This window comes from Solitalea lacus (assembly GCF_022014595.1).
Classification (GTDB): domain Bacteria; phylum Bacteroidota; class Bacteroidia; order Sphingobacteriales; family Sphingobacteriaceae; genus Solitalea; species Solitalea lacus.
The window spans coordinates 3,737,962-3,757,190 of sequence record NZ_CP091740.1 but is presented as its reverse complement, the minus strand read 5'-3'; the positions used below and the strand labels follow the sequence as shown (position 1 = coordinate 3,757,190).

Genomic DNA, 19,229 nt, shown 5'->3' with positions numbered 1-19,229 from the left:
TATAACACAGTCATGTAGTTATAGGAGCGGCAGATGCCTAAAGCATCTGTTTAATTTATTGAATTTTATACTTAAATTTAGTTCACTTCCATTAAAACAGCTGCTATCCATCTCATTTAAAATTAATTCCAATAATTTATTCAACTTAAAAAGGAGGATTTATGAAATTTATTAAAACCTATGCAGTTATTGCAGGCTTGGTTTGTTTGGCCTTTACTGCGCAAGCTCAATCTGCCAAGTCTTATACAGAAGGCTCGGTATGGAATGTTACAATGATTAAAGTGAAACCGGGTATGGGCGAAGATTATATGAAGAGTTTGAATACGGGCTTGCGGAAGGTGTATGATGAAGCAATGAAGCAAGGATTAGTGTTGTCCTACAAGGTGTTGTCAGGTTCAGCCAGTTCACCACAGGACTGGAACATGCTGATTATGGCTGAATACAAGAACATGGCTGCTTTAGACGGTTTAAATGATAAAATGGACGTTATTGAAATGAAGGCGATAGGCAATGAAGATGTGCAAAAGAAAATAATGATGTCACGAATGGAAATGAGAGAGATAATGGGTGCAAAACTGATGCGGGAACTGAAATTTCAATAAAATAAAAAAACCGGGATCCAGTCCCGGTTTTTTATTTATGCTTAAATATGTTTTTATTTAGCAGCTTGTTTACGGATGATATTCAACGCACCACCAGCCTTAAACCATTCAATTTGTTGTTCATTGTACGTATGGTTTACAGGGAACTGTTCTGTTGTGCCATCTGCATGGTGTAAAACAATGGTTAATTGTTTGCCTGGAACAAACTCTGTTAAGCCAAGAATGTCGATAGTATCATTTTCCTGGATCTTATCATAATCACTAGGACTGGCAAACGTTAAGCCTAACATTCCTTGTTTTTTCAGGTTAGTTTCGTGGATACGAGCAAAAGATTTCGTTAATACCACACGAACACCTAAGTGACGAGGTTCCATAGCAGCGTGTTCACGCGATGAACCTTCACCATAGTTTTCATCACCAACAACAATTGAACCGATGCCAGCAGCTTTATACGCACGCTGAGTAGCCGGAACCGCACCGTATTCACCTGTTAACTGGTTTTTAACGTTGTCAGTTTTTTCGTTGAAATAGTTAACTGCACCAATTAACATGTTATTTGAAATGTTATCCAAGTGGCCACGATATTTCAACCATGGACCTGCCATTGAAATATGGTCAGTGGTACATTTTCCTTTTGCTTTGATCAAAAGCTTTAAGCCTTTAAGGTCGGTGCCTTCCCAGGCTGCAAATGGATCCAACAGTTGTAAACGGTCAGAAGTAGGAGATACCGCTACTTGTAAACTGCTGCCGTCTTCTGCTGGTGCCTGATAACCGGCATCTTCAACAGCAAAACCTTTTACTGGTAATTCATCGCCTGTAGGAGCATCTAATTTTACTTTCTCACCATTTTCATTAGTCAAATAATCTGTAGATGGATTGAAAGTAAGATCTCCGGCAATAGCCAACGCTGTAACCAGTTCAGGAGAACCTACAAATGCAAAGGTATTCGGGTTGCCATCGGCGCGTTTAGCAAAGTTACGGTTGAAAGAGTGTACGATAGTGTTCTTTTCAGCCTTCTCAGCTCCTACACGTGCCCACATACCAATACAAGGACCACAAGCATTGGCAAATACTTTTGCGCCAATTTTATCGAAAGTATCTAAGAAGCCATCACGCTCAATGGTATAACGTACTTGCTCAGAACCAGGAGTAATGGTAAACTCAGCTTTGGTTTTAAGATTTTTAGCAGCAACTTGTTTAGCTAATGATGCCGCACGAGAAATATCTTCATAAGAAGAGTTAGTACATGAACCGATCAAACCAACTTCAATTTTGGTTGGCCAGCCATGCTTCTCAGCTTCTTCTTTCATCTTTGAAATAGGAGTAGCTAAGTCTGGAGTGAATGGACCGTTTAAGTGCGGTTCCAATTCATCTAAATTGATTTCGACTATTTGATCGAAGTATTTTTCAGGATTAGCATACACTTCTGCATCGGCAGTTAAGTGTTCTTTAATTCCGTTGGCTAAGTCTGCAACATCAGCGCGGCCGGTTGAACGTAAGTAACGCTCCATAGACTCATCATAGCCAAATGTTGAAGTGGTAGCACCGATTTCAGCGCCCATGTTTGCAATGGTGCCTTTTCCGGTACAAGACATAGAGGTTACACCTTCGCCAAAGTATTCAACGATGCAGCCAGTTCCGCCCTTTACAGTTAATATGCCTGCAACCTTTAGGATAACATCCTTAGGAGCTGTCCAGCCACTTAGCTTACCGGTTAATTTAACGCCTATCAATTTAGGGAATTTAAGTTCCCATGGTAAACCGGCCATTACGTCACAAGCATCAGCGCCTCCAACTCCAATAGCAATCATACCTAAACCGCCAGCGTTTACTGTGTGTGAGTCGGTACCGATCATCATACCACCAGGAAATGCATAGTTTTCTAAAACCACCTGGTGAATGATACCTGCACCTGGTTTCCAGAAACCAATGCCATATTTGTTAGAAACAGATGATAAGAAGTCGTAAACCTCTTTATTTGACACTTCAGCAGTATGTAAATCCTCTGCCGAACCTACTTTTGCAGTAATTAAGTGATCGCAATGTACAGTTGACGGTACTGCAACTTTAGGACGGCCGGCCTGCATAAATTGCAACAATGCCATCTGAGCGGTTGCATCCTGCATAGCTACACGGTCAGGGGCGAAATCAACGTATGATTTGCCACGCTCAAAAGTGGTAGCAGCAGTGCCATCCCATAAGTGTGAATAAAGAATTTTTTCAGTAAGAGTTAACGGACGGCCTACGAGCTTACGGGCAGCCTCTACACGGGCTGGCATGCGCTCATAAACCTTCTTAATCATTTCTATGTCAAACGCCATTTTATGAGTATTTTATGTTTTTAAATAATGGACATAATTGTAACTTCTGTTTGGGCAGAAGTGTTTCTTGGCTTGGAGGAATCATGAAAAGTTTTTCAAACTTTTGTGATATTCACAATTTAAGCATTGCGAATTTACGAAAATTCGAATTATAAATATCCTTTATAGAGGGTTTTCCTTATTTGTAAAGGTTCTAAATAGCAGGCAGGGAAATACAGATGTTTATCAAAAAAAAGGGTTGTCTGTTACATGTTTCTATAAACTTGTCCAGACAACCCGATAAGTGATTTTAATGCGTTTACCTTACTTCCATGCTACAGCGCAGCCTTTGTAATTACGGCCATTAATTGAAACTTCGGCGCTGTATTTATAAACATGATCCGACATAGTGTCATTGCAGTCCTGCTTGCGGATGATCACCCGAATGTTGGAACGTTCTTCCCGGTTGCGGCTTTCATATGTCCAAGACGTTGTGTCGCTGTTAATTCTGGGAGTTTTATAGTTAAAACGATATCCTTTTTGTGTGTTAAAATCTTCAAAAGAGATCAGGTTTTCTGATTGAGAGATTTGCAGATTCCAATTCGGCTCACTACCAAGGGCCCAAAAATCATATTGAATGCAAACGTTCTGGAAGTTTTTGCGCTCAATGCGGTTAATTGAGTAAACGTTAAGTGTTCTCGGTAGTGTTTTGGCAGTACTGTCATTTGTTGTTTTTACCACAACCCCTTTCAGCTCAACTAGTACAGCTTCATTAGTGTGCTGGATACCAGGTAAGCTATCATAACGGGTACCAAGTTTACCGGTTTGATCTTTTACAAAATAGACCACCGTAGTATCTGCACAATCCCGTAAGCTGTCAATCTTGTCTGAATGGATGTAAAGACCTTTTACCAAAACAGTATCAGCGCCCATTGTATTTTGATTGTTTTTTCCGCCTTTACACGAAAGAATAGATATAGCCCCTAAGGAAAATGCAAAAACTAATTGAAGTGATCTTATCATAGATTTTTTTGTCATGTTTGGTTGTTGTCTAAGTCGAATTGAACTCAAAAATATCTATTCAATTCATGTAGAACAAATGTAAATTCAACCAAAAGTTAATATTATGTAATATTAGTCGATTGATATGAAACTTGTTTAACTCATTCAAATAAAAACGTCCGAATTTCTATTTCGGACGTTTGATTATCAGCAATAAATAAAGGGTCAAATTTTACTTAAGGCTTTCTTCTTTAATATTCATCATTTTTCGCAAGTTGTTAAGCGCATAGCGCATGCGGCCCAGTGCAGTATTTATGCTTACTTCTGTAATATCGGCTATTTCTTTGAAGCTCAAATCGGCATAATGGCGCATAATCAACACTTCGCGTTGTTCTTCAGGAAGCATCATAATTAATTTACGTAAATCGGCAACGGTTTGCTCGCGCACTATCCTGTCCTCGGCATTCTCATCAACAAAATGTAAAATATTGAAAATGTCCTGGCCATCAATGGTAGTTACAACAGGGGTGCGTTTCTCTTTGCGGAAATGATCAATAACCAAATTGTGAGCAATTCGTAATGCCCAAGGTAAAAACTTACCTTCTTCATTGTATTTGCCAGCCCTTAGGGTGTTAATTATTTTAATAAATGCATCCTGGAAAATATCTTCGGCTAAATAACTGTCTTTAACCAATAAATAGATAGTGGTATAAATTTTAGTTTTATGACGATTGATAAGAATTTCGAGCGCATTCTCGTCTCCTCGAAGGTACGAGTGTATAAGGGATTGGTCGCTTTCTTGATGGCGGTTCATGGGCCTTTATCTAATTTAACTCTTAATTAATAAAAATGTTTAAGTCGTGTAGATTTTTAGCCTATAATTTCCTCCTGTTATATTTGGGTTACTTCACAAATAAACAACTATTTTCAAAGAATCAAAAATATATTTTTGTTACAAGAACTATTTTTCAGATCAAAATTACTTTTATTAAGTGTTGAAATTGTGCAGTTTTGCTAAACTTTTCTCACCAGGAATTTGTTCATTCAACATACCTATCAAGCGGTTTTAATGAGTATAAATATTGACGAAGTAAGTGCGAAAACGCACATTGTTATAAAAGGGGCCAGAGTACATAACCTGAAAAATGTGGACGTGGCCATACCTAAAAACAAACTGGTAGTTATTACGGGGTTGTCGGGTTCGGGTAAATCAAGCTTGGCATTTGATACTTTGTATGCCGAAGGTCAACGTCGTTACGTTGAAAGTTTATCGGCCTATGCACGGCAGTTTATGGGGCGCATGAATAAACCCGATGTTGACTACATTAAGGGTATTGCTCCGGCCATTGCCATTGAGCAAAAGGTAAATGCTACCAATCCTCGCTCAACGGTTGGAACATCCACAGAAATCTACGATTACTTAAAACTGCTCTTTGCGCGAATTGGCAGAACCTATTCGCCAATTTCAGGACTAGAGGTAAAAAAAGACAGCGTAACGTCTGTTACTGATTTTATCCTTTCTCTAACCGATGATACTGCTGTAAACATCTTTTGCCCTTTGCACCCTCATAATAATCGTTCTTTAAAAGAAGAACTTGCGGTGCTTTTGCAAAAAGGCTTTAGACGCGTTGCTTATCATGGCAATGTTTCTAAAATTGAAGATATTCTTGATGATAAAAAGATTGATGCCATTCATCCTTTAAAGGAAGGTGAACTGCGAATATTAGTCGATCGTATTGTTGTTGATCGCCAGGAAGATACGCTGAACAGAATTTCAGATTCGGTTCAAACCGCATTTTTTGAAGGTAAAGGTGATGCCTACCTGCAATTCAGAAATGAAGAAACCGATGCGCAAACTGAACGTCATTTTTGTGATCGTTTTGAACTGGATGGTTTAACTTTTGATGAACCGACTTCCCAATTTTTTAGTTTTAATAATCCTTACGGAGCCTGTAAAACTTGTGAAGGCTACGGAAGCGTTATCGGAATTGACCCGGATTTGGTAATTCCGGATAAATCAAAATCAATTTACGACGGTGTCATTGCCCCTTGGAGAGGCGAAAAGATGAAGGAGTGGAATGAAGCTCTTATCAGAGCAGCCGGCAAGTTCGATTTTCCAATTCATCGTTCTTATATCGATCTAACTGAAGAGCAAAAAGAGCTGCTATGGACAGGTAATCGTTATTTTGGGGGCTTAAACGATTTCTTTAAAGACCTTGAATCGCAAACGTATAAGATTCAGTACCGTGTAATACTTTCTCGTTACAGAGGTAAAACGGTTTGTCCTGATTGTAAGGGAAGCCGTTTGCGTAAAGATGCCAGCTATGTTAAAGTTGCCGGTAAATCCATCACCGATATTGTGCTTATGCCATTAGAAAAGGCTTCTGCCTTTTTTAATGATATTCAATTAAACGAATATGATGCCCAGGTTGCCAAGCGTTTGTTGATCGAAATTCAGAACCGGCTTCGCTTTTTGAATGATGTTGGATTAGGGTATTTAACCTTAAACCGTTTGTCGAATACTCTTTCTGGTGGGGAGTCACAGCGGATTAATTTGGCGACTTCGTTAGGCAGCAGCCTGGTAGGGTCTGTTTATGTATTGGATGAGCCAAGTATCGGTTTGCACCCGCGCGATACGCACCGTTTAATCGGCGTGTTAAAATCACTGCGTAATGCCGGAAACTCTGTACTAGTGGTAGAGCATGAGGAAGAAATTATGCATGCTGCTGATCATTTGATAGACATAGGTCCTCGTGCAGGTATAAACGGAGGAGAATTGGTTTTTGAGGGCGATTTTAATCAGATTATTAACGATGAGCAGAGCCTGACCGGAAAGTATTTGTCGGGAAAAAAGGAAATTGCTATTCCCGAGCAGCGCCGAAAATGGGCTGATTATATTGAAATAGAAGGAGCCCGGGAAAATAACCTTAAGAACATCGATGTAAAGTTTCCTCTGCACACCTTAACCTGTGTTACAGGAGTGAGCGGTTCAGGAAAAACCAGTTTGGTGAAACGTATTTTATATCCTGCTTTGCAAAAAGGTATTGGCAATTTTACGGGAGAGCAAAGCGGAGCATTCAATAACATTTCGGGTGACATCTCAAAAGTTGCTCAAATTGAAATGATTGACCAGAATCCTATTGGCCGCTCGTCGCGTTCAAACCCGGTAACTTATGTAAAAGCATATGACGAAATCAGGAATTTGTTTTCATCTCAGCCAGCTGCAAAAGCATCTGGTTTAAAGCCATCGGCGTTTTCATTTAATGTTGAAGGTGGGCGTTGTGATACTTGTCAGGGTGAAGGCGAGGTGAAAATTGAAATGCAGTTCATGGCTGATATCTATTTGCCTTGTGAAACCTGCGGTGGAAAACGCTTTAAGCAGCATGTGCTCGATGTAAAATACAAAGAGAAAGATATTTCAGAAGTGCTTGATTTAAGTATTGACGAAGCACTGGAGTTTTTTGCTGAAGAGAAAAAGATTATAAACAAAATCCAACCCTTGCAGGATGTTGGTTTAGGCTACGTGAAATTAGGGCAATCGTCTAATACACTTTCAGGAGGAGAGGCCCAGCGTATCAAACTTGCTTCATTTTTGGTGAAGGGGCACAACCCGCATCATACCCTGTTTATCTTTGATGAGCCAACTACCGGTTTGCACTTTGATGATATTAACAAACTGATGAAATCTTTCGATGCGCTGATCAATCAGGGAAACACCATCATTGTTATTGAACATAATTTGGATGTAATTAAATGTGCTGATTGGGTAATCGATATTGGTCCTGAAGGAGGCGAAAAGGGCGGTAGTTTAGTGTTTGCCGGTTTGCCGGAAGATTTGATCAAGTGTGAAAATTCATATACGGGCAAGTTCCTGAATGAACGGTTAAACCATCGGAAAGTCTTATAAATCAGTTTTTGCGAATTTGTAAAAATCGCTTTATTAGCTTTGCTAAAACAATTTAGTTTGTAAATTGGGCGATCAAACTATAATAAAAACAATTGCTGTGAAACTTACTTTTTCCTTTACCTTAAAATGCATAGTTGCCGCTGGTGTTGCTTTTATGAGCACACAGGTCATGGCGCAACAAAAAAGCAAAAAAATAGATTATGTAAATCCGTTTATCGGCACTGGAGGGCACGGACATACTTACCCGGGGGCAACGGTGCCGTTTGGAATGGTGCAACTAAGCCCCGATAATGGTACACAAGGATGGGATTGGTGTTCGGGTTATCACTATTCTGATTCTGTAATAGCAGGTTTTAGTCATACTCATTTAAGTGGAACGGGTATAGGGGATTTAGCAGATATCTCTGTGATGCCAACCGTAAAACTGGTTGAATCAGCTAAAATTAAAGAAAGATTCTCTCATCAGCATGAAAAAGCTAGTCCCGGGTATTATTCAGTTGACCTGCTCGACTCAAAAATAAAAGTGGAATTATCTGCAAGTCAAAATGTAGGCTGGCATCGATATACGTTTCCTAAAGCCCAGATTGCATCGATTCGTTTCGATTTAGGTTTTGCAATTAACTGGGATGCACCGGTTGAAACATTTATCAAAATAGAAAATGATTCAACGGTTGTTGGCTACCGCAAATCAAAAGGGTGGTCTGAGGAGCAATGGGTGTTTTTTGCGGCCCGTTTAAATAAAAAGGTAGAAGGCTTTTCAATGGTAAAAGATGGCCAATCTTCAGGGTATAAAACCGAAAAAGGTAAAGACGTTAAAGCTTCTTTGATTTTCAGCACTAATGCTGGTGAAGAAGTATTGATGAAAGTGGCCATTTCTTCAGCTAACATTGAAGGTGCATTAAAAGCGTTAGATGCCGAAAAAGGATGGGATTTTGATCAAACACGTAAAAATGCCGAGCAAAAATGGGAGCATGAGCTGAATAAGATTGATGCAAAGGGTTCTGAAAATGATAAAATCATATTTTACACAGCCATGTATCATGCTTTTGTAGCGCCTAACATTTTCAGTGATTTGAACGGAAATTATAAAGGCCCTAATGGTAAGGTAAATCAGGCAAAAGGTTTTAACAATTATACTGTATTCTCGTTGTGGGATACTTTTAGAGCTGCTAATCCGCTTTATACCATTACTCAGCCTGAGCGCGTTCCGGATTTCATTAACTCATTTTTGGCTTTTTATGATGAGTATAGTTTATTGCCAATTTGGCCGCTGGTTGGAAGCGAAACAAATTGTATGACTGGCAATCATGCAATTCCGGTTATTGCCGATGCTATTTTAAAAGGCTTTAAAGGTTTTGACCAGGAAAAGGCATTTGAAGCCATGAAGAAGAGTGCAATGCAAAATGTTCGCGGAACAGATGCTTACCGTCAGTATAAGTATTTACCACAGGATAAAAAGGATGAGAGTGTGACCATAACACTTGAATATTCTTATGACGATTGGTGTATTGCCCAGGTAGCAAAAAAGCTCGGTAAAGAAGCTGATTACAAATTGTTTATGGAGCGTGCCAGTTATTACGCCAACTTATTCGATAAATCAACCGGTTTTATGCGCGCCAAAAATTCTGATGGGCAGTGGATTCCTAACTTCGATCCTTATTATTCAGAACATGGCTCTAAAGCTCAGTATACAGAAGGAAATGCCTGGCAGCATAGCTGGTTTGTACCGCATGATCCTCAAGGTTTGATAAACTTGTTTGGGGGTAAAAAAGCATTTGTTAACAAACTGGACTCTCTCTTTAGTGTTAGCTCAGAAATGACCGGCAAAAACAAATCGCCGGATGTTTCAGGCTTTATTGGCCAATATGCGCACGGAAATGAGCCAAGCCATCATATTGCTTATCTATATAATTATGCAGGTGAACCCTGGAAGGCTCAAAAACGTGTTCGTGAAATTTTGACAACCATGTACAGTAATAAACCAGATGGGCTTTCAGGTAATGAAGACTGTGGTCAGATGAGTGCATGGTATGTTATGAGCGCTATGGGGATCTATCCGGTAAATCCTGCCAGCGGATATTATGTGTTTGGTAGTCCGATATTGAATGAGGCCAAAATAAATCTTCAGGGAGGCAAATCCTTTGTTATAAAGGCTGAGAATAATTCAAAAGAGAATATTTACATTCAGTCTGTTACGCTCAATGGTAAGCCTTACGCCAAAACTTATATTACGCACAATGATATTATTAAGGGCGGATCGTTAGTGTTTACAATGGGTAAACAACCCAATACAAAATTTGGCAGTATGGCAACAGCTGCTCCTCCGTCAATGAGTGTGGCTAAATAAAGCTGTAATGAACAACAAAAAAGCACCTTTAGTGGTGCTTTTTTGTTTTCTGGAGATTTATAAAAGAAAATTGATCAAGTATATTTGCGCTCAAAATTAGTTGGCAAAAATGAAGAATCATCTACTAGGGGCAATTAGTGCGGTTGTTTTATTATCGGCTTGTAATCAGCCTACGCAAACCAAAAATGAAAAAAAGGAAGTTGTAGTTTCTGATGTTAGAAAAGTTGTCTCGCCAAAGCCAGTTGCAACGTATGATCAGAAATATGCTTCCTCAACTCACAGCAATGATCTTAACAATTGGCACTTTTCTGTAAAGTTGTATGAAACGCCCAAAACATTTTGGTACAGAATGGAAATTGTTGATCGTGCACTTGAAATAAGGGATACGGTGGTGTTTCCTAATTTAGGCATGGAAATGCAGCCTGCACTTAAAAAGGGGAGAGAGCCTTATTCATGTTTGGTTGGCTTTCTGGATGGTCAGGGAAATTTTTTGGAGTATAAAAAAGTTGTTTCAGGCGAAAAAGGTTTAATCGTTAAGCAAACCCAAACTTATTATGTTAGCACAAAAAAGTTAGCTGAAAACAGACGTTAAAATTTAAGGGTGAGGTTAGTTGCCGTAGAGTATTTTTCGGGCATTAACCTCATCTTGTTTCAGTTGGGCGGTAAGCTCTTTTAAACCATCAAACTTTTCATCTCCCCTTAAGTAATCAATAAACTCAAGGGTAATAGTTTGGTTGTAAATATCTTGGTCAAAGTTGAAGATGTTTACTTCAATATTATGAGTCATCCCGTTTATCGTTGGCCGATTGCCAATGTACAACATGCCTCCAAAAACATCATCTTCAATGTGCACATTTACAGCATAAATGCCATCGGCAGGAATCAACTTATAGCTTTCTTCTACAAATAAATTAGCCGTTGGAAATCCAAGCGTTCGACCAATCTGATCGCCTTTAACAACCTTTCCGCTTAGGATGAAGTTATAACCCAGAAACTGGTCGGCCACTTTTACATTACCTTTCAGTAAAGCTTCACGAATTTTAGTTGAGCTCACTGCAACATCGTTTACATCCTGTTCCGGTATTTCTTCAACTTCAAAGCCATATTGCGGGCCGTACATTTTCAAGTGTTCAAAACTTCCTTCCCGGTCTTTTCCAAATCGGTGATCGTAACCAATGACCAGTTTTTTGGTGCCTATTTTCTTTACCAAAATATCTTCAATGAACTCTGAGGAGTTCAGGTTAGAAAAATCTCTGGTAAAAGGAATTATAATAAGATGCTGTACGCCGGCTTTTTTTAGCAAATCGATTTTTTCATCCAGAGTATTGATCATTTTAGGGTGATTAGCCTCGGGATGAAGAATCATGCGGGGATGAGGAAAAAAGGTCAGCACTACCGTTTCTCCATTGATAGATTTAGCAACTTCCAAAAGTCGTTGAATGATTTTACGATGGCCGAAATGTACCCCGTCAAATGTGCCCAAGGTTACAACCGGACGTTCAAGCGCTTTAAATTCATCAAGACTTCTGTATATATTCATTCTTTATTTTGCTATTGAAAATAGATCATATTACTAGTCTAATGGATGCAGACAAGTTTCATGACCGATTTTTATTAAATTCCTGTTTTCAATTCCCGGATCTCTTCCACAGTTTCCATTACTTCTTTGGCATCTTCAATTCTGAAATTGCCTATGCGCGTACGACGTAATGCCGACAAATAGGCTCCATTGTCGAGTTTTTTGCCAAAGTCGTGTGCCAAAGAGCGAATATATGTTCCTTTTGAGCAAACTACCCTGAAATCAATTTCCGGCAATTCAATCCGGGTGATTTCAAACTCCGTGATGGTAATCTTACGTGATTTCAGTATTACTTCTTCACCGCGACGTGCTTTCTCGTAGGCACGTTCACCATTAATTTTGAGAGCTGAATGTGCCGGAGCAACCTGTTCAATTTCTCCAATAAAATGTTGGGTGTTTGCTAAAATCTGTTCTTGTGTAATGTGCCTGAAATCGTACTGAACATCAACTTCAGTTTCCATATCGTACGAAGGTGTTGTGGCCCCTAAAATCATGGTGCCGGTATATTCTTTTTCCTGCGCCTGGTACTCGTCAATTCTCTTTGTGAATTTACCTGTACAGATTATCAACAGGCCTTTGGCTAGAGGATCAAGGGTGCCTGCATGGCCAACTTTGAGTTTTACAGGCTTAAAAGCATTTCTGATTTTGCCAACCACATCAAAGGAAGTCCACTTGTAAGGTTTATTAATAAGCAGCACTTGTCCTTCCTGAAATCTTGAAAAATCAGGGACAACTTTGTCTTGCAGTTGCTGATCAATGTTTTCAGTAGGTATACTTTGATTGGTGATTTCGTTACTCATTAGCTTTTACTCCAGCGGCAAAGATAATAACTGATTTCAAAAAATGGTTTAAAGGTTTTCTGTTAGCAGTTTTCGATTGGGATAAATGAACTGCAGATACAGTAAAGCCGTAATTGCAAAAGCTGCACAACAATAAAAAATGAGTGGAATCATTTGTAAATCATTTATAAACAGCCATCCTGCCAGTAAAGCTCCAAGGCCAATTCCTGCCTCAAGGGCAATGTACATGGTTGCCATTGCTTTGCCTCGCTCTTTGGGGTGACTCAGGTCAACTGTCCAGGCAGAAATACCCGGCGATAACATGCCCGTTGAAACACCATAAAGGGCTGATGCCATCATCAGACTAAAGGCAGAATTTGCAAAGGCGATGAAAAGTAAAGAAAGCGATAACAAGACAATGGAAACTTTTAAAATTATGACTCTGCCATAGCGGTCGGACGCTTTACCTGCCAGAAAACGAATAATTAATGAAGCAAGGGTAAATACCATAAAGAACAGGCCCTTGTTCGTTACACCTAAATGTTTGCTCCAGTCAGATATAACAGTCAGAATGGAGCCATAGCTGATATAGGTTAAAAAAGTAACAATGGCAGCGGGAAGTGCTCTTGGATCAATGATGTCTTTACGATTTAATTTAAGGTGACCAAATTGAAATCGCTCCTTAGCGCTGAGGGTCTCTTTCATGTTCATCAGAATTACTATGGATAATAGTGCAAAAAAGGAGGAACAATAAAAGAGAATATTTATTGAAAAATGCGATGTTATCCAGCTGCCTATTGCCGGGCCAATAGCCATACCTGTACTGAAAAATATCCCGTGTATACCCATGGCTTCACCCCAACGGTTGAGGGGAATTAAATCGGCTACGTAAGCAGCGGTAGCAGTGGGTTTAAATCCTGTGGAAAAACCATGTATCAGTCTTAAGAACAAGAATCCTGCAATTGTAGTTAAAATAGGGTATAGAAATCCGCAAAAAAAACAAACCAATGAACCAATTGCCATCACAGGTATTCGCCCAACAGTATCGGTTAATTTGCCGCTAAAGGGTCTTGAAATACCTGCAGTGAGGGTGAATAAGGCGATAATTAATCCCTTGTATTCCGCTCCTCCCAGTGATGTTAAATAAGAAGGAAGCTCGGGGATTAGCATGTTAAAGCTTGCCGAGAATAAAAATGAGCTCAGGCAGACCAGCACAAATTGTAACGAGTAAATAGATTCGGATTCTTCAGACATAGTAGGCTTACCCAGTGGATTTGTGAGCGAGCACGTAAAAGTAACCAGAATTTTTTGGAAAGTAGGAGTGTCGGGATTTTAAAAAAGCCTAAGGATATCTCCCCAGGCTTTTTAAAGTGTTTTTAAATTATTTGCAAATCATGCCCCATGAAATAGAAGACAAGGATAATAATGCCTACAATAATACGGTACCAGCCAAAAATTTTGAACCCGTGCTTGGTTAAATAGCCAATGAACGCCCTTATAGCAATTATGGCAACAATAAATCCTACCAAATTACCAATTCCAAATAGCTGCCACTCGTCGTTGCTTAAAGATATACCACTCTTATAGAAATCATACGTTTTTTTTGCTGTAGCGGCGAACATAGTTGGAACGGCCAAGAAAAATGAAAATTCAGCCGCCTGTTTCCTGTTCAACTTTTGAGTTAAGCCTCCAATAATTGTTGATGCCGATCGTGACACACCCGGAATCATGGCTATACATTGGAACAAACCAATGATAAGTGCATTGTTGTATTTAATTTCTTTATCAGGGTTGTTTTCAGTGGCTTTAAACCATTCGTCAAGTAAAAGGAAAACTATACCGCCAACTAGCAGCATTATACCAACTGTTAATACACTCTCTAATAATGCGTCAATCTGATCTGAAAATAAAACACCGAATATCGCGGCAGGGATGAAGGCTATAAAAAGCTTAAGGTAAAATTCAAAACTTTGGAAGAATCTATTGAAATACAGGATTACCACAGAAAGTATAGTTCCGAATTGAATGCCAACTGTAAAAAACTTAGTGAAATCATTATTCGGGACTTTCATTAACCATGAGGTGATAATCATGTGTCCGGTTGAGGAAACAGGTAAAAACTCAGTCAGTCCTTCTACTATAGCAAGGACAATTGCTTGAATGAGGGTCATTTGGTTGGTGAAAAATGTGAAAATATGGGAGCTAAGTGGGGGAGCCATAATCCATAGTTAGGAAAGAGTTCCGATTAATGGATTATGGTCCCTAGCTAAATTATTCAGAGGGTTTCTTGAATATCGCAAAAAACTCGATAACGAAACCGACAAGAACCAATATAGGAGCAACAACCAGTTTGGTGTTGTTGTAGATGTCTGTTGTCCCACTCATGCAAAAGAAGCCTAAAACAATAACTGCAAGACCAATTAGCATTATGGTATAGTTAGTTTTGCCGAAAAGTAAGTGCGTCTTCTTAGCGGTGGTATTTTCTGTTGATTTAATGTTTGTACTCATTAGTTTTTTGTCTTATTGATATTGAGGTTAGTAACCCAATATCCTATTCTTATATTACACGTAAAGTGCGTCAATTTTTAAGCGTAAGTAGCGGGTTACAGCAAAGTAGGTACTGAACACCGAAATAACGATACCCAGCAAAATCATTCCGATAAATAAAATGCCGAACTCAGTATAATCTTGTAATACAACAAGTTCTGGTATCTCTTGGCGAGCTAAGTATAATACCCCCATTACCATTAATGTTGCCAATAAGCCAGCCAAAACCCCATGTAAAATGGCCATTCCCAAAAACGGTTTGCGAATAAAGTTTTTGGTAGCACCTACCAGCTGCATACTTTTAATAATGAAGCGTTGAGAATAAATGGCTAAGCGGATAGTGTTATTAATTAACGCAAGTGCTATGAAAAGCAACAGTCCTCCAAAACATAAAATAATCAAACTGATGGTTTGAATATTGCGATTCATGCTATCAACCAGTGATTGTTGATACTTAACTTCTTTTACCAAAGCCTTTCCGCTAAGATCTTTGATAATTCGGTCGATGTTGGCATTGTCGGCGTAATCGGCTTTCATGTACACATCAATAGAGTACAGCAGCGGGTTATAGCCTAAAAACTTAATGAAGTCTTCGCCTAAATCCTTTGATAGGTTTTCTGCTGCCAGTTCTTTGCTAACATATACTGTTGATTTTACAGCAGGATTTTTTTCAATTTCCTTTTGTAGTGCCAAAATATCCACTTCTTTGGCATCTTCGTTTAAATAAACGTTAACAACAATATTTTCTTTCACATAATCAGACAGTTTGCGGGCATGTAAAACAATAAGCCCGGCCAGGCCAACCATTAACAATACCATGGCAATACTAATTACCGTAGTGATATACACTCTTTTGGTTTTTCTTGAAACGTTGCTTTCTTCAAATTCCTGCATACGAATTACGTTATAGGTGTTGCGAAAATACTAATTCAATTTACAAACGTAAACTTCAAACAATTATTTCCGCAGGTAAATTCATATTTTCGCGTTCTAAATACAAAATTGGTAAAAAGTTTAACATTGAAACGTGGTAAGGCTTTGAAATAATTTAGTAAGAGTCCTACTTCCGGTTTCATTTTTCATACTTCTTTTATGGAATATAAGTTTCGCGACATTGAGCTGAAATGGCAAAAGTACTGGGCCGAAAATCAAACGTATAAGGTCGATATCGACTTAAACAAGCCTAAATATTACGTGCTTGACATGTTTCCCTACCCGTCAGGGGCAGGTTTGCACGTAGGTCACCCGCTGGGGTATATAGCTTCAGATATTTTCACCCGCTTTAAGCGTTTGAAAGGTTTCAACGTGTTACACCCAATGGGGTACGATGCTTTTGGTTTGCCGGCGGAGCAATACGCTATTCAAACCGGACAACATCCTGCCATTACTACTGATCAAAATACCAAACGTTACCGCCAGCAGTTAGATCGTATCGGCTTTGCTTACGATTGGAGTCGCCAAATACGTACTTGTGATGCTGATTATTACAAATGGACACAATGGATATTCATGCAATTGTTCAATGCATGGTATAATAACGAAACAGATAAAGCAGAAGCCATTAGCCTCTTAGTTGCAAAATTTGAAAACAATGGCACTGATGGAGTGAATGCTGTTTGTGATGAAGATGCTCGTAAGTTTTCTGCTGCTGAGTGGAAAGCGATGAGTGAAGAAGAACAACAAAAAGAATTGTTGAAATACCGTTTAACGTACTTATCGGAATCGGTGGTAAACTGGTGCCCTGCCTTGGGTACCGTTTTAGCCAATGATGAGGTAATTGGCGGCTTTTCTGAGCGAGGTGGTCACCCGGTTGAGCAAAAGAAAATGAAACAATGGAGCATGCGTATTTCAGCTTATGCTGAGCGCTTGCTGCAAGGATTAGATACTATTGACTGGCCAGAGCCGGTGCGCGAAATGCAGCGCAACTGGATTGGTAAATCAGAAGGAGCACTTTTACGTTTCCAATTAGAGAAGTTTGAAGAAAAGATAGAAGTTTTCACAACTCGCTTGGATACAGTTTACGGGGTTACCTTCCTTGTTTTAGCGCCTGAACATGAATTAGTGCAGCAGATCACCACGGCAGAGCAAAAGACCGAAATTGACACTTACATTGCAAAAACCAAGCAAAAAAGTGAACGCGACCGTATGTCGGATGTAAAAACCGTTTCAGGTGCATTTACCGGTGCTTATGCCATTAATCCATTAAGTGGAGAAAAAGTTCCTGTGTGGATCGCTGATTATGTACTGGCTGGTTACGGAACCGGAGCTGTTATGGCAGTTCCTTCTGGTGATGAACGTGACTATCGCTTTGCCCAGTTCTACAACTTACCAATTGTTCAGATTTTGGACAGCCAGGTGATTGATGAAACTGCTGATCCTACTAAAGAAGGTAAGTATGTTAATTCAGGTATGATCAATGGTATGAATTATACCGAGGCGATGAAAGCGTTAGTTGCGAAAATTGAAGCAGAAGGTACAGGAAAGGCCAAAATCAATTATCGTATGCGTGACGCTATTTTTGCCCGTCAACGTTACTGGGGGGAGCCTGTTCCTGTATACTTTAAAAATGATTTACCATACTTAATTGATGAAGGCGATTTACCTCTGGTGTTGCCTGAAATTGATAAATATTTGCCAACCGAAACCGGCGAACCGCCATTAGGACGCGCTGAAAACTGGAAGTACAAAGGCGAATATGATTATGAATTAAGTACTATGCCAGGTTGGGCCGGCAGCAGCTGGTACTGGTATCGCTACATGGATGCCAAAAACGATAGTGAGTTTGCGTCTAAAGAGGCTACAGCATATTGGAAGGATGTAGACTTATACATTGGTGGTTCAGAGCACGCAACGGGTCACTTGCTATACTCACGTTTTTGGAATAAAGTGTTAAAAGATTTGGGATATACCCAGGAAGAGGAGCCGTTTAAAAAGCTGATTAACCAGGGTATGATTCAAGGTCGATCGAACTTTGTATACAGAATTATCGGGACGAATAAGTTTGTTTCATATGGCTTGCGTAAAGACTATGATACGCATCCACTGCATGTTGATGTAAATATTGTAACCAATGACATCCTTGATTTAGATAAGTTTAAAAATTCATTGCCGGATTATGCTAATGCTGAATTCATTCTGGAAGATGGAAAGTATTTCTGCGGGCATGAAGTGGAGAAAATGTCGAAATCGAAGTTTAATGTTGTAAACCCTGACGATATTATTGACCAATACGGAGCTGATACCTTGCGGATGTATGAAATGTTCCTAGGTCCATTGGAGCAAGCTAAACCATGGAACACTAATGGTATTTCAGGTGTTTATAACTTCTTACGTAAGTTCTGGAATTTATTCCTGGATGAAAAAGGTAACTTCCATGTTTCAAATGAAGAACCTACAAAGGCGGAGTTAAAGGCTTTGCACAAGATTATACAAAAGGTACAGGAAGATGTTGATCGCTTCTCATTCAACACCTCGGTATCAAGCTATATGATTTGTGTAAATGAGTTAACTGCTTTGAAATGTAATAAGCGGGCAATCTTGGAGCCTTTAGTGATTACACTTTCGCCTTATGCTCCTCATATTTCAGAAGAACTATGGTCATTATTGAACCCAGGAAAAGGCAGCGTGATTACGGCGGCATATCCGGAGTTTAAAGCTGAATACTTGGTTGAAGATGCCTTTGATTACCCAATTTCAATCAATGGTAAGGTGAGAACCAAAATCAACCTTTCCTTAACTCTTGAGCCTGCTGATGTTGAAAAGCAGGTATTGGAGAGTGCTGATGTTGCCAAATTCCTTGATGGAAAAACTCCTAAAAAAGTAATTGTGGTGAAAGGCCGTATTGTAAACGTGGTTATTTAGGCTAAGGCTAAGTATTCATAAAATAGAAAACAGCGCAGGTTAATCATCTGCGCTGTTTTTGCTAATACAATTCTCGTTTTAATATAAATATTCTTGTGCCTGAATAGCTTTAAATCTTCTTAATCTAAGAATTACAAGTATCAACATATACTATTGCAGCACTAGGGCCGTATTTTTGATGTTTTTTTCCAAATAAATGCTTTAAATAATCAAAGGTTATTTGAGCATACTTGTTTGATTTGCTGAGTTTGGTACTTTTCATATTTGCTGCGGATGTAGAAGTAACTGCTTTCATAACGAGTAAT

General features: G+C 39.3%; 15 protein-coding genes. 5 read left to right on the top strand and 10 right to left on the bottom strand.

The annotated features are described in order from the left end of the window. Window positions 1-161: 161 nt before the first annotated feature. Window positions 162-602: a hypothetical protein gene (locus L2B55_RS16130; RefSeq protein WP_237847210.1), complete on the top strand. Its 441-nt coding sequence runs from the start codon at window positions 162-164 to the stop codon at window positions 600-602. A 53-nt stretch (window positions 603-655) separates the two neighbouring features. On the opposite strand, the gene L2B55_RS16125 is transcribed toward L2B55_RS16130, so the two are convergent. From L2B55_RS16125 to L2B55_RS16115, 3 genes are all read right to left on the bottom strand, one after another. Beyond that, complete coding sequence (locus L2B55_RS16125; RefSeq protein WP_237847209.1) at window positions 656-2,923, bottom strand: aconitate hydratase; 2,268 nt, start codon at window positions 2,921-2,923, stop codon at window positions 656-658. Between the two features lie 303 nt (window positions 2,924-3,226). Next, window positions 3,227-3,940 carry a COG3650 family protein gene (locus L2B55_RS16120; RefSeq protein ID WP_237847208.1) on the bottom strand — a complete coding sequence of 238 codons (714 nt, stop codon included), beginning with the start codon at window positions 3,938-3,940 and terminating at the stop codon, window positions 3,227-3,229. A 196-nt stretch (window positions 3,941-4,136) separates the two neighbouring features. Then, entirely contained in the window at window positions 4,137-4,718 is a 582-nt protein-coding gene (locus L2B55_RS16115; RefSeq protein ID WP_237847207.1) for an RNA polymerase sigma factor, read from the bottom strand. A 255-nt stretch (window positions 4,719-4,973) separates the two neighbouring features. On the opposite strand from L2B55_RS16115, the gene uvrA reads away from it, so the two are divergent. From uvrA to L2B55_RS16100, 3 genes are all read left to right on the top strand, one after another. Beyond that, entirely contained in the window at window positions 4,974-7,811 is a 2,838-nt protein-coding gene (gene uvrA, locus L2B55_RS16110) for an excinuclease ABC subunit UvrA (RefSeq protein WP_237847206.1), read from the top strand. Window positions 7,812-7,908: 97 nt separating this feature from the next. Beyond that, window positions 7,909-10,158 (top strand): GH92 family glycosyl hydrolase, encoded by a 2,250-nt coding sequence (locus tag L2B55_RS16105; RefSeq protein ID WP_237847205.1) that lies wholly within the window; start codon window positions 7,909-7,911, stop codon window positions 10,156-10,158. Window positions 10,159-10,267: 109 nt separating this feature from the next. Then, window positions 10,268-10,750, top strand: a complete 483-nt coding sequence (locus L2B55_RS16100; RefSeq protein WP_237847204.1) for a hypothetical protein — start codon at window positions 10,268-10,270, stop codon at window positions 10,748-10,750. A gap of 15 nt (window positions 10,751-10,765) precedes the next feature. On the opposite strand, the gene L2B55_RS16095 is transcribed toward L2B55_RS16100, so the two are convergent. The 6 genes from L2B55_RS16095 to L2B55_RS16070 all read right to left on the bottom strand — a co-directional run bounded on the left by L2B55_RS16095 (window position 10,766) and on the right by L2B55_RS16070 (window position 15,957). Continuing rightward, a complete protein-coding gene (locus L2B55_RS16095; protein ID WP_237847202.1) occupies window positions 10,766-11,698 on the bottom strand; it encodes a bifunctional riboflavin kinase/FAD synthetase in 933 nt (310 codons plus the stop codon). Window positions 11,699-11,772: 74 nt separating this feature from the next. Beyond that, window positions 11,773-12,537: a tRNA pseudouridine(55) synthase TruB gene (truB, locus tag L2B55_RS16090; RefSeq protein WP_237847201.1), complete on the bottom strand. Its 765-nt coding sequence runs from the start codon at window positions 12,535-12,537 to the stop codon at window positions 11,773-11,775. Between the two features lie 48 nt (window positions 12,538-12,585). Continuing rightward, window positions 12,586-13,770, bottom strand: a complete 1,185-nt coding sequence (locus L2B55_RS16085) for an MFS transporter (RefSeq protein ID WP_237847200.1) — start codon at window positions 13,768-13,770, stop codon at window positions 12,586-12,588. Between the two features lie 122 nt (window positions 13,771-13,892). Then, window positions 13,893-14,687, bottom strand: a complete 795-nt coding sequence (locus L2B55_RS16080) for an undecaprenyl-diphosphate phosphatase (RefSeq protein WP_237847199.1) — start codon at window positions 14,685-14,687, stop codon at window positions 13,893-13,895. Between the two features lie 100 nt (window positions 14,688-14,787). Further along, the gene (locus L2B55_RS16075; protein ID WP_237847198.1) at window positions 14,788-15,024 is read right to left on the bottom strand and encodes a DUF3098 domain-containing protein; all 237 of its coding nucleotides are present in this window, start codon (window positions 15,022-15,024) and stop codon (window positions 14,788-14,790) included. A 54-nt stretch (window positions 15,025-15,078) separates the two neighbouring features. Next, the gene (locus tag L2B55_RS16070; protein WP_237847197.1) at window positions 15,079-15,957 is read right to left on the bottom strand and encodes a cell division protein FtsX; all 879 of its coding nucleotides are present in this window, start codon (window positions 15,955-15,957) and stop codon (window positions 15,079-15,081) included. Between the two features lie 198 nt (window positions 15,958-16,155). On the opposite strand from L2B55_RS16070, the gene leuS reads away from it, so the two are divergent. After that, the gene (gene leuS, locus L2B55_RS16065; RefSeq protein ID WP_237847196.1) at window positions 16,156-18,924 is read left to right on the top strand and encodes a leucine--tRNA ligase; all 2,769 of its coding nucleotides are present in this window, start codon (window positions 16,156-16,158) and stop codon (window positions 18,922-18,924) included. Between the two features lie 124 nt (window positions 18,925-19,048). Here leuS and L2B55_RS16060 read toward each other — a convergent pair whose 3' ends face one another. Then, the gene (locus tag L2B55_RS16060; protein ID WP_237847194.1) at window positions 19,049-19,219 is read right to left on the bottom strand and encodes a hypothetical protein; all 171 of its coding nucleotides are present in this window, start codon (window positions 19,217-19,219) and stop codon (window positions 19,049-19,051) included. Window positions 19,220-19,229: the final 10 nt, after the last annotated feature.